This is a genomic window from Rhodohalobacter sp. 8-1, from assembly GCF_038150125.1.
Classification (GTDB): domain Bacteria; phylum Bacteroidota; class Rhodothermia; order Balneolales; family Balneolaceae; genus SW132.
Window position 1 is genome coordinate 141,887 of the sequence record NZ_JBBVMF010000001.1, and the last position, 11,332, is coordinate 153,218.

At 43.9% G+C, this 11,332-nt stretch carries 10 protein-coding genes; 7 read left to right on the forward strand and 3 right to left on the reverse strand.

Annotated elements, in window-relative coordinates:
* Positions 1–124: 124 nt before the first annotated feature.
* From AABW11_RS00645 to AABW11_RS00655, 3 genes are all read right to left on the reverse strand, one after another.
* Entirely contained in the window at positions 125–748 is a 624-nt protein-coding gene (locus AABW11_RS00645; RefSeq protein WP_340102558.1) for a histidine phosphatase family protein, read from the reverse strand.
* On the reverse strand, positions 745–1,383 hold the full coding sequence (locus AABW11_RS00650) for a hypothetical protein (RefSeq protein ID WP_340102559.1): 639 nt from the start codon (positions 1,381–1,383) through the stop codon (positions 745–747). The genes AABW11_RS00645 and AABW11_RS00650 overlap by 4 nt, the downstream gene beginning before the upstream one ends.
* A gap of 268 nt (positions 1,384–1,651) precedes the next feature.
* Positions 1,652–2,338, reverse strand: a complete 687-nt coding sequence (locus tag AABW11_RS00655) for a ComF family protein (RefSeq protein ID WP_340102560.1) — start codon at positions 2,336–2,338, stop codon at positions 1,652–1,654.
* Between the two features lie 477 nt (positions 2,339–2,815).
* On the opposite strand from AABW11_RS00655, the gene AABW11_RS00660 reads away from it, so the two are divergent.
* From AABW11_RS00660 to xerD, 7 genes are all read left to right on the forward strand, one after another.
* Complete coding sequence (locus AABW11_RS00660) at positions 2,816–3,529, forward strand: SDR family NAD(P)-dependent oxidoreductase (RefSeq protein WP_340102561.1); 714 nt, start codon at positions 2,816–2,818, stop codon at positions 3,527–3,529.
* Between the two features lie 21 nt (positions 3,530–3,550).
* Positions 3,551–3,916 carry a dihydroneopterin aldolase gene (gene folB, locus AABW11_RS00665; RefSeq protein WP_340102562.1) on the forward strand — a complete coding sequence of 122 codons (366 nt, stop codon included), beginning with the start codon at positions 3,551–3,553 and terminating at the stop codon, positions 3,914–3,916.
* Positions 3,909–4,307: a 2-amino-4-hydroxy-6-hydroxymethyldihydropteridine diphosphokinase gene (gene folK / locus AABW11_RS00670; RefSeq protein WP_340102563.1), complete on the forward strand. Its 399-nt coding sequence runs from the start codon at positions 3,909–3,911 to the stop codon at positions 4,305–4,307. Before folB ends, folK begins: the two co-directional genes overlap by 8 nt.
* A 230-nt stretch (positions 4,308–4,537) precedes the next feature.
* Positions 4,538–5,641 carry a helix-turn-helix domain-containing protein gene (locus AABW11_RS00675; protein WP_340102564.1) on the forward strand — a complete coding sequence of 368 codons (1,104 nt, stop codon included), beginning with the start codon at positions 4,538–4,540 and terminating at the stop codon, positions 5,639–5,641.
* A 25-nt stretch (positions 5,642–5,666) separates the two neighbouring features.
* Complete coding sequence (ligA, locus tag AABW11_RS00680) at positions 5,667–7,673, forward strand: NAD-dependent DNA ligase LigA (protein ID WP_340102565.1); 2,007 nt, start codon at positions 5,667–5,669, stop codon at positions 7,671–7,673.
* Positions 7,674–7,776: 103 nt separating this feature from the next.
* On the forward strand, positions 7,777–10,266 hold the full coding sequence (locus tag AABW11_RS00685) for an HD family phosphohydrolase (RefSeq protein WP_340102566.1): 2,490 nt from the start codon (positions 7,777–7,779) through the stop codon (positions 10,264–10,266).
* A complete protein-coding gene (xerD, locus tag AABW11_RS00690) occupies positions 10,266–11,174 on the forward strand; it encodes a site-specific tyrosine recombinase XerD (RefSeq protein WP_340102567.1) in 909 nt (302 codons plus the stop codon). Before AABW11_RS00685 ends, xerD begins: the two co-directional genes overlap by 1 nt.
* Positions 11,175–11,332: the final 158 nt, after the last annotated feature.

Here is an 11,332-nt window from a genome sequence, read left to right on the forward strand (position 1 = left end):
GTTATACTCATTTAATAATTCCGGAAAATAATTGTGACAATTGTTCTGTCTAGTTAGGGTTGAATAACCCTACTAATTTAACTTCCATTCAAAAACTATCTTAACAAAGCTATCAAAATAGCGGTCACAGAAGTTCCGCAAGGTGATCTGTTTTATTCAGGTACACCACATTAAAACTCAAGTGATTCTTGAGAATGTGGTTGATTGCGCCGTTTTGATGCTCAATTTTGTGCATATTTTGCAAGCCATACCCCAGCCATTTTGAAAGTAGAATTCGGATCAGGCGACCGTGAAGAAAAAACACCCGCGTTTGATTGCCGTCTTCATTTAACAAATTCCTTATTCGTCCATCGGCTCTATCATACACTTCAGCGGGAGATTCGCCGCCTGGAATCGGTACATTTACATCACCACTCGACCATGTATCGTGCAAGTGTTTCAATTCTTTTTGAATATTAGTGGATTTTTGTCCTTCTAAATCGCCAAAATTCATTTCGTCCAGTTCACTGAATGAGTGTATTGGCTTGGAGAGTTTCTCAGACAACGGCCGGGCCGTTTCAATGGCGCGAATCATACCGCTGGAGACGATCACTTCAGGGCCTTCGGGTTCAAGGCTTTTTGCAACCAGCTGAGCCTGTTGATGACCGGTGTCATTTAACGGCGCATCAATGCCTCTCCCCTGCATCATTCCTTTTTTGTTATAGTCAGTTTCTCCATGTCGTACCAGGAAAAGACGCGTATACTTCATTTCTTTGTTTTGGTATTAAAATTGATAACAGCCTGCTGCACGTGATCTTCAAGGCGCTGAACGTCGCCGGGTGGAATATTTTCTTTGATTGAATAACGAACGAGCAGCATTTTCAGAACACGATCATTCAATGGCAGATTACCATCACGCCAGATCTTATCCATTTTATCCCACAAGCGGCGCATGATGCCAATTTTGAAGAGGAAGAAAAACAGGATACCAAAACCAAATGCCAGATACATTCCGTTCATACCCATAAAGCTTAGTGCAACCCCGGCTATTAACAACTGGACAAACTCATGATTTAAAAATGATAGCAACGGGGTAAGGGAAACAGATACAAACGCACTTTTATTAAAGTACCACCATACGTGAAATGAAAGGGCCAACCCGGCAGCAATCCATGGATTTACCGTGTATGCAAGTATAAAGTAGAGTATCATTCCAAGGGAATCAGCACTGTTGATCCACGTGATAGATTTTCTTATCAGTTCCTCAAAACTGTATTTCTCCAAAATACCGGGCACGTATTCCTCTACCGTTTCCCGGGTAGCAAAAAACCAATGGCCCGATGATGATATCGTCGATATAGGGGATTCTAAAATATTAACTTTGTGAGATCTGTTTCCAAACATAGCCTTCAACCCGAATGATTCACGAACTTAAGTAATGTATAACGTAAGATACTATTAATAGTGTTTATGCATTAAATTTATAGTAACTCAAGCTGAAGTTATCAAAAAACGGCGAAATTTTGATCTGAGCTGCATTTAAAAGAATAAATGCTTAATCAAGATACCGTTGGCTCCAATTCGTCGCTTTTCTTCCTTTGCCTTGTTCACACCAAAATTTCCTGGTAAACAATCCTGGTAAAGATAAGCCAATTCCTGCATAATTACAGAATCAAGCCTTTGCAATTGTGAGGATGCCGCAATGTTGCCCTGACAGGTTGTTTATGATTTGTGCCAGCTCAAAAGTTGTTGCTCCTGTGGTAAACACATCATCAACAATCAAAATATTACAATTCTGAACGGCTGAGGGCTGAGTTACTTCAAATGCACCAGAAATATTTGAAGTGCGTTCATCACTATTCAATCCGGTTTGAGTTTTCGTATTCTTCAATCGCTTAATGTAACCTTCTGTAAGCAAATCGATACCGGTAGCAGCAGCAACTCCCCTTGCAATTTCCATTGACTGATTATACCCGCGTTTACGGTACCTTTTTTTATGAAGCGGAACTGCAGCCAGCCGCCATTTATCAATATTTTGAATTTCTGCAGCTGACCTCAGGGACCGGCCGGCTTCACGCCCGAGCTGTTCTCCAATACCGGTGCAATGATCGTATTTTAATTTATGAAGCAGATCCTGCAGATATCCGTACTTATCAAACAGCCATAGCGAGTGCCGAAAACTTACAGACTCAGGAAGGATTTCATCACTGTTATTGGTTGCCCTTTCAAATCTTGAGGTCAGGCATTCATCACAAATCATATTCAGCCGAACCATCACGCGGTCTCCGCAACAGGCACAAACAGGCGGAAACACTAAATCAGCGACAGGTTCAATTAGCGGTTTGATATATTTTTTCATAATTATTTTTCCTCTCTATCTCTCTCACACTCTTTAAAAACCTCAGATCGATTCTAAAATGACAAAGAAACTCCCTCCTTCGCAAACATGAACAAGGAGAGGACTCTTAATGCGCTTTTATTAAGATTTAGAATTCAACTCAGGTTAAGAAACTGTCACTTTCAATTTGGTATTCCCGACGATAATTTTCAAATACTTTTTTCATGATTGCAGGACTGACTATCAAAGTGGGATACTCCAGAATGAACTCTATCTTGAATAAAAAGTTATAGGTTCCGAGTTGATACCTCGTGAGCTCTGCCAAGAGGTAGTTCATTTGAAGATGGCCTTTAAGCGGGAATTATACCGTTAATGAGGATCGTTTAGCTTTTTAGGCTGAGTCTGTGAAGATACCGGCCAGCCAAAAATGGCAGAACGCCATATTTAAATGATTTTCGAAGTGATTTTTACTATTAATTTCTCAATCTTTAAAATTGCATGGCAAAATTTGCTCTTATCACCGGCGCCGCAGATCGTATTGGAAAATCCTTTGCCCTGGCTTTGGCGAAAATGGATTATAATATTTTTCTTCACTATAACACATCAAAAGAAAAAGCTGAAGATACCGCTACACTCATAGAAAAAATGGGACAGACCTGTATTCTGAAGCAGGCTAATTTTAAAAAGGAAGAGCAGGTAACACAATATATTGCTGACTGCTGCCATGAAGGAGACCTTGAAATTTTAATCAACAATGCATCAAATTTTATAGAATCAAATTTTGAAACAGTGGGATCAACACTCCTTGATGATCTCTATACCGTTAATTTCAAGGCGCCGTATATCCTAACAAAACAGTTTGCCAGCCAGTGCCGGAAAGGCTTGATTATCAATATGCTGGATACCAAGATTAAGCAGTACAAAACAAAGCACTTAGACTATCTGTTGACTAAAAAGAGCCTCGAAGATTTTACATACCTGTCGGCGACACATCTTGCTCCGGATATTCGGGTAAATGGAATTGCTCCCGGTCTTATTTTACCCCCGGAAGATAAATCGGACGACTATCTTGAAGAAATGGCTAAAGGCATTCCATTGCAAAAACGGGGTGATCTTGAACACCTTGTACAGGCACTTAAGCTTTTAGTAGAGAATCCATTTATTACCGGAGAAGTTATTACTGTGGATGGCGGGGAACATTTAAATATCTAAGTATTCGACAAAAAAAAGAGCATGGAAGAAAAATTGACTGAAATTGAAATTAAAAATATGCGTGTGCGGGCTATCCTCGGCATTAATGATTGGGAGCGCACGAAAAAGCAAGATATTGTAATTTCGATACAATTCGCCTACGATGCGGCCACAGCAATTGAAGATGACGATATAAAAAATGCCGTCGATTACAAAGAGATTACCAAGAACGTGCTGAAGTTCGTCGAAAACTCAAATTACTTTCTTATCGAAACACTGGCCGATACACTTTTCGATATGATAAGTTCGTTAAAAGGAATAAAGAAAACACATGTTACGGTTGAAAAACCCCACGCCCTGCGCTTTTGCGACAACCTAATCGTCAGGCGATCCGATTACGATGAATAGGGCCGTCATCGCAATAGGATCAAACATCAATCCCCAGGAAAATGTCACGGATGCGCTCAATTATATCACAAAATCATTCTCATTAGTCAAAAAATCCCGGTTTATTTATACCGAACCTTTAGGTTTTAAAAATCAACCCAACTTTTTAAATGGTGCGGTGCTCATTGAGACGGCTTCCGGGGAGACGGACATTATAACTAAGTTGAAAGAAATTGAGCAAAATCTTGGCCGAGAACGAAAAGGCCGGAAAGACGGTCCCCGCCGGATTGACCTGGATCTTGTGGTGTACAATGGCCGGATTATCGATAATGATGTATTTGAGCGGGATTTTTTAAGACAATCTATTCGGCAGGTACTGCCTGATTTCACCTTTCACCGGGAAAATGGGTAAAGACTTATAAAATCATGAGCCTGCTTCGAATAGTTCATCATCCGGCGCACAGTTCCGTTGCAATTTCACCTTCGCAATGCTGAGAAAAATAGTTTCTTGGTAAGATATCAGTGTATAAGCTCTTTTTATGATAATCAATTATTCAGGATATTAGATATTATCTGTAACTTTTAGATAGGCTTATATTTAATTAGATTTGTTACTTCTTATTATCACAAAAAAATCTGCGCATGCCATCCTTAGGACGTGACCTTCAGTCAATTCGTAAACATTTAGGTTTTTCAGTTGAAGATATTCAAAACGCCACCAAGCTGCCGGCAGACACAATTCGGTCGATTGAAGACGGAACTATTTTTAGTGAATCTAAAGAGATCAATACGTATATCCGTAGTTTTGTCAGGACCTATGGCCGCGCGCTGAAACTGGATATTGACCTGCTATCGAGGGCTCTCGACCAGGAAGAGCTTGGAAATTATACGGATCTGCTGCTGCAAAATTTCCCCGAGCTCAAAAGTGATAAACCGGAACAAGAAACAGAATCCTCTTCTGATGAAGAGACGCGTCCGTCAAAAGGTAAAAAGAAGAAACGGTCACCCTCATTTACATTTGCCGGAGGAGATGAAAAAAAATCCACATCAGACTCTTCCAAATCATCAGGATCATCATCGAAGAAGCGCGGCCCCGCTCACCGGTCCTCACCCCCGGATGTACGATCCATCGACTGGGCGGGACTGGGAAAAGATTTTAAGAAGCGACGTACCCAACCTCCAGTCTGGATGATAAGTGCGGGCCTGATTATCATCCTGATTGTTGCTGCAGCAGTACTCATCTCTCAGTTTGGTTTTTTCTCATCTGATGAGCAAGTCCCGGTTGCGCCCCCCACAACTGATATAGAAGAGCCGGCAAGAAACCAGGACTTAACCCTTGACCTCTCTGAGGATATCACGGAAGACACGACCGATGTAACTGAAGTAGCCCTGAGCGATACGCTTTACCTGACTCTATATGCTGCAACCGGCCGGCTCGACCCCGTTCGCGTCTGGAGTGATCTAAAACCTCGTATTGATCCTTATTGGCTGGAGCAGGGCACGGCATTTAATTTTGAATTTGCCGATACCATTCGGGTAGCCGGCAGTTATTCCAATATGCTGATGTTCATGAACGGTCACCGTATCGAAAATTTTCGTGGACAATATTACAATCCCGAAGAAAATGCAGTGGAACTGACGCGGAGTATATTTGATTCTGATCCCCGCTGGGCATCACCGGTGCCTTTCGAGCTGCCAGAAAATGTAGCCGAACCCGACACTCTAATAGATCGCCCCTCATTTTAAACAGAATCAGACCTTTTTACTGACCATGACTACTCAAAAAGTGCACGATCGCGTCGCAGAACTTCGTGATCTGCTGGAACGGGCCAACCGTGCTTACTACGATGAAGCAAAACCGTTTATAAGCGATCGCGAGTTTGATGAAGCGTTAAAAGAGCTTCGGGAGCTTGAAGAAGAACACAGCCTGCAAACAGACAACAGCCCAACCCGGCGTGTTGGCGGTCAGCCCACATCCCAGTTCCCAACTGTTGAACATCCTGTTCCGCTGCTTAGCCTCGATAACACCTACAATTCAGACGATCTTCGTGATTTTGATCGCCGGGTGCGGGACAGAATTCCTGAGGAATCGTTTACATATGCCGTAGAGCTGAAGTTTGATGGTGCCGCTGTCCGGCTCCGGTATGAGGATTACACCCTTAAGCTTGGCGCTACCCGCGGTGACGGTGAACGAGGGGATGATATCACACAAAACATTCGAACCATTGGCGATGTGCCACTCAGTTTAAGTGACAACGCTCCATCCGTGCTGGAAGTCCGGGGCGAGGCGTACATGGAAAAGGAAGCGTTTGTCAGGCTGAATGAATATCGCGAAGAGAATGGACTACAGCCATTTGCAAATCCACGAAACAGCACGGCAGGATCCCTTAAAATGCAGGATCCGCGAGAAGTAGCGCGCCGCCCCATTCGCATGTTCATTTTTGATCTTATTTTAGAAAACTCCGACGTAGAACGAACACAGAAATCCAAGATGGAGCTGCTTCGGGATCTTGGTTTTCCCGTTTGCGAGCATTTTGAAGTGTGCCGCACTATCGACGAGGTTCTCGATATCATCGAAAAGTGGGATGATCTGAGACATGAACTGCCCTACGCCACCGACGGTGTTGTTATTAAAGTTAACGAAGAGAAATTCAGAGAGCAGCTTGGCACCACATCAAAAGCACCGCGCTGGGCAATTTCGTATAAATTTGAGGCAGACCAGGCAACGACAATCCTGGAATCTATCACGCTCCAGGTAGGCAGGCTTGGCAGTATTACGCCCGTGGCAGAATTGAAAGCCGTGGTACTTGCGGGAACCACCGTCAAGCGAGCCTCTCTTCACAACGAAGATGAAATTCATCGTAAGGATATCCGCCCGGGAGATACCGTGGTTGTTGAAAAAGCCGGTGAAATCATTCCCCAGGTTCTATCGGTTGTGAATCCAGCCCGGGAAAACCGGCCCTCCCTTTTTAAAATGCCAGAAAACTGCCCGGCCTGTGGTGAACCGCTTGTGAAATTTGAGGGCGAGGTTAAGTGGCGCTGTATTAACCAGGAGTGTCCGCCCCAGATTCGCGAACGGATCATCCACTTTGCATCTCGCGACGCGATGGACATCGAAGGCATGGGTGATGCGGTTGTTGACCAGCTGGTGGATGCGGGATTGATCTCATCGTATGCCGACCTCTACAAACTGACAACGGCTGATATACTGCCTCTCGAAAGAATGGCCGAAAAAAGTGCGCAAAATCTTGTTGATGCGATTCAGGCCAGTAAACTGCAGCCTTTTCACCGGGTATTATATGCTATGGGGATACGATTTGTTGGAAAAACAGTCGCTAAAGACCTGGCATCGGCTTATTCTTCGCTCGATAAATTGATGAAAGCAAGCAGTGAAGACCTGGAAGAAGTCGATTCAATCGGCCCCAAAATTGCGGATTCTGTTACATCCTTCTTCAAAATTCCGAGCAACCTCGAGATTCTTAACGACATGATAGAGGCCGGGCTTCAATTTGAAGCAACAGAGAATGAGCAGCAATCAAGTAAGCTTGACGGTAAGGTATTTGTGCTCACAGGATCACTACCCTCGCTAACCCGTAAAGAGGCTACTGAATGGATTGAAAAGCACGGCGGTAAGACAACGTCATCTGTCAGCAGCAATACAGATTTTCTGTTAGCGGGGGAATCAGCCGGAAGCAAGCTCACAAAGGCCGAAAAGCTGGGCATTCCAGTCATAGATGAATCAACGTTTAACGAGATGGTGAACCGCCGGACTGAATAATTGCAATGGATTCAATATTGAGCCAAATATTTTGGTATCATTACCTGTTCAGCAAACGTTGCTATAACACCATTAGTTGAATTGTTCACTTATTTCACATTTGATGAAAATACTTGAAACGTTAGGTTTGGGAAGAAAGAAGGCAGAAGGTGCTCCCAACATCGGCGAGAAGAAGAGAAAAGAAGAGCTTGAGGCTGAGGAGAAGCGAAAAATCATTTATCGCGTGCTCATTATAATTGGCTTTTTGGGGATCGTTTTATACTCTCTGCCGGAAGTTATTTACCAGCCCATCGCAAATTATTCAGTAGGTGAACCCTGGAGGGCCGATGACTTAACGGCGCCTTACACATTTTCACTCATGAAGTCGGAAGCGGAGCTTGAAGAAGAGCGAGAGGAAATTCGCCGCCAGACACCCCCGATTTTTCATATCGATCACTCTGTCCGTAACTCCACACAAGCAGCGCTGGATTCAACTTACAGAAGTCTGCAGCCTGTTATAGATACATTTGTGCAGTGGCAGCGTGCTAAAATGAATGATGAGCCATCTGCGGCCAACGACAGCATTCGGTTTGAACAGGAGAAAAATTTATTATCAATAAATTTTTCAGATGAAAACTGGAATGTACTGCTGAACAGCTATGCCGATCTGCGCCTTGACACACAGGCTGAGGGACAATCGATTCTTGAAGATATCAGGTCTGTGCTCGACCGCCTCATCACTCAGCTTTATAACACCGGTATTATTGATATTGATAAACAAGAGATTGAAGGAGACGAAATTACTGTTCGAAACCTGAGGGACATTACCCAAAGAACAGTGCCACTGAACCGTGTGCGCGATTATTATGAGGCGATGGAGTATGCAGAACAGCAACTTCAAACACAATTTGGTACAGATGTGGCGCAAGTTGCCATGCAGATTCTCGACCGTGTTCTGCAACCCAACTGGATTTATAGCGAAGAGGACACCAAGGCGGCTCTAAATGAAAATCTCGAATCGATCTCCCGAACGAAGGGAGTTGTGACCAGTGGCGAGGTCATTATCCGTCGCGGCGATATTGTTACACCTGAAAAGGCGAATAAACTGAGAAGTCTCGCCCAGGCGCGTTCAACAACAGCAACGGAGTTTGAGCGAACCATACGGCGGGTTGGTGAATCTCTTGTGGTCATCCTGGTCACTATTCTGTTTCTCTACTACCTGTACCTTTACCGAAAGAAGATCTTTAATGATGTGTCGAGTTTTCTGTTAGTGTTTCTAACTTTAACACTTTTAATCGTTGCAAGCGCCGTTGTATATCACTTTGAAGATGTTAGCAGCCTGGTTATCCCTATTGCAATTGCTCCCATTATTCTCACTATTATTTTCGACTCCCGTGTGGGTTTAATGGCAACACTTACACTTGCCATTATTACAGCGCTTATTCATGATAATAACTTTGAATACCTGGTGGCCACAATTACCGCGTGCAGCCTTGGTATTTTCTCTGTCCGTGATATTAAAAATCGTTCGCAGTTCTTTTTATCTACTCCATTTATAGTTTTTATAAGCTACATACTCGTCTTCGGCGGGTTTGCTCTCGCCCGGTTTGCCGGATGGGACCAGTTCCTGGATACGACAATTTCTGTGGCTATAAATTCTATTTTTATACTGTTTACCTACCCGTTGATTCTTATTTTTGAAAAGACTTTCAAAGTTACTACAGATTTTACACTGCTGGAACTCAGTGATACAAACCAGCCGCTGATGAAAGATCTGATGAATAAAGCGCCGGGCTCGTTCCATCATAGTCTCCAGGTTGCAAACCTTGCTGAAGCAGCCGCTTCTGCGATCGAGGCAAACGCTCTTCTATGCCGTGTAGGCGCCATGTATCACGATATAGGGAAGATGGTTAAGCCCAGCTACTTTATTGAGAATCAAAGTAAAGGAAACGACCATGATAAGCTGAAGGCAAAAATGAGTGCTCTCATCATCAAAGCGCATGTCAGCGACGGCGTGAAGATGGCCCGTAAAAATAATATTCCTGAGTTGGTTGTAGATTTCATCAGAACGCACCACGGCACAAGCCTGATCCGGTTCTTTTACGGGAAAGCGCAAAAAAATGCGGAAAAAGAGGCGGAAATACCGGAAGAGGATTTCAGATACGACGGGCCCCGGCCGTTTACCAAAGAGCAGGGAATTCTGCTTCTCGCTGATAGTGTGGAAGCCGCATCCCGCGCTATGAAAAATCCAAATTACAATAAGCTAGAGACGCTGATCGATCGTATAACGGAGGATCATATCAGTGAAGGTCAGCTGAATAACTGTCCGCTTACGTTTCGTCATATTCAGATCATAAAAGAGACCTTTCTTAGCATTCTTGTAGGAGTGTATCACAGCAGAGTGGAGTATCCCGATGATGATGAATTAAAATCTAAAAAAATGGCCCGTAAAAAAGAGAGAAATATGGGAGCAGCAGGGACCAGCATACCGGGTGACCGGCGACGTGATAATGAAAATCCAAGTCAGACTGAGAATAAAGACGAGGATAAGGCTGAGGCTGACGGTGCTGATAAGAAGCAAGATGAGGAAGATCAAAAACAGTCCGATTCCTGATGGTTTTTGACCGGGAGCTTAAACGGTATATGCAGTTCGTGAAGGTGGAGAAAGGCCTTGCGGAGAACTCCACTCTATCTTACGAAAACGATCTGAGGCGGTATCTCTCGTTTCTTGCCCGTGAGTGCCGGCTATCTGATTTGGGCGGCGTAACACTTCAACATATTGAAAACTTCCTGGACGACCTGGCGGAACTTGAACTCTCCCCTTCTACTATCGCAAGGAATATCTCCAGCATCCGCAGTTTTCACGAATTTGCGGTCGTTGAAAAATTTGCGGAGGCAAATCCGGCAGAACTCGTGGACCTGCCAAAAAAAGCTGAAAAACTTCCGGAAGTACTGACAGCCGACGAGGTCTTATCTATTATTGAAATGGCCGACCGAACAACCCATGCTGGCATTCGGGATGCAGCCATTCTTGAAACTCTTTACGCAACCGGAATGCGCGTTAGCGAACTCACCGGCCTGGAACTGGATAACCTGTTCTTTGAAATTGGGTTTATCCGTGTTATCGGCAAAGGCAACAAAGAACGATTGGTTCCTGTTGGAGAGCATGCTCAAAAGTCAATCGAACACTATATTGAAGCTGTAAGAGGCCAGTTTATGAGCAAAAAAGATCGCTCAAAGTCTGATAACAAACTTTTTTTAAACCAGCGCGGTGGTCCCCTCAGCCGTATGAGCATTTGGAATATTGTGAACAAATATGCTGAGAGAGCAGAGATTGAAAAAAACGTATATCCGCACATTTTCCGGCATTCTTTTGCAACACATCTGCTGGAAGGCGGCGCCGATTTACGTGCGGTTCAAGAGATGCTGGGGCATAGTTCCATCATGACAACCGAAATATACACGCATGTAGACCGCTCTCTATTGCACCAGGTACACAAAGAATTTCATCCGCGTGCCTGATGAAAAAACGGGAACACTTTTGGAACTTTTACTATTAATCTCAATTCGATTAATAGCTTTTTCCAAATATCGAAGTAGAAGTCTCCCCTACCAAGGGGAGATTTAGAGGGGTGTTCAATGGATTTTATATATTTCTGATGAACATCCCCCTCAGTCCC

Bases quoted from the DNA above. Each gene is read 5' to 3' on its own strand.
- AABW11_RS00645 (WP_340102558.1), bottom strand. From the start codon at position 748: ATGAAGTATACGCGTCTTTTCCTGGTACGACATGGAGAAACTGACTAT.
- AABW11_RS00650 (WP_340102559.1), bottom strand. From the start codon at position 1,383: ATGTTTGGAAACAGATCTCACAAAGTTAATATTTTAGAATCCCCTATA.
- AABW11_RS00655 (WP_340102560.1), bottom strand. From the start codon at position 2,338: ATGAAAAAATATATCAAACCGCTAATTGAACCTGTCGCTGATTTAGTG.
- AABW11_RS00660 (WP_340102561.1), top strand. From the start codon at position 2,816: ATGGCAAAATTTGCTCTTATCACCGGCGCCGCAGATCGTATTGGAAAA.
- folB (WP_340102562.1), top strand. From the start codon at position 3,551: ATGGAAGAAAAATTGACTGAAATTGAAATTAAAAATATGCGTGTGCGG.
- folK (WP_340102563.1), top strand. From the start codon at position 3,909: ATGAATAGGGCCGTCATCGCAATAGGATCAAACATCAATCCCCAGGAA.
- AABW11_RS00675 (WP_340102564.1), top strand. From the start codon at position 4,538: ATGCCATCCTTAGGACGTGACCTTCAGTCAATTCGTAAACATTTAGGT.
- ligA (WP_340102565.1), top strand. From the start codon at position 5,667: ATGACTACTCAAAAAGTGCACGATCGCGTCGCAGAACTTCGTGATCTG.
- AABW11_RS00685 (WP_340102566.1), top strand. From the start codon at position 7,777: ATGAAAATACTTGAAACGTTAGGTTTGGGAAGAAAGAAGGCAGAAGGT.
- xerD (WP_340102567.1), top strand. From the start codon at position 10,266: ATGGTTTTTGACCGGGAGCTTAAACGGTATATGCAGTTCGTGAAGGTG.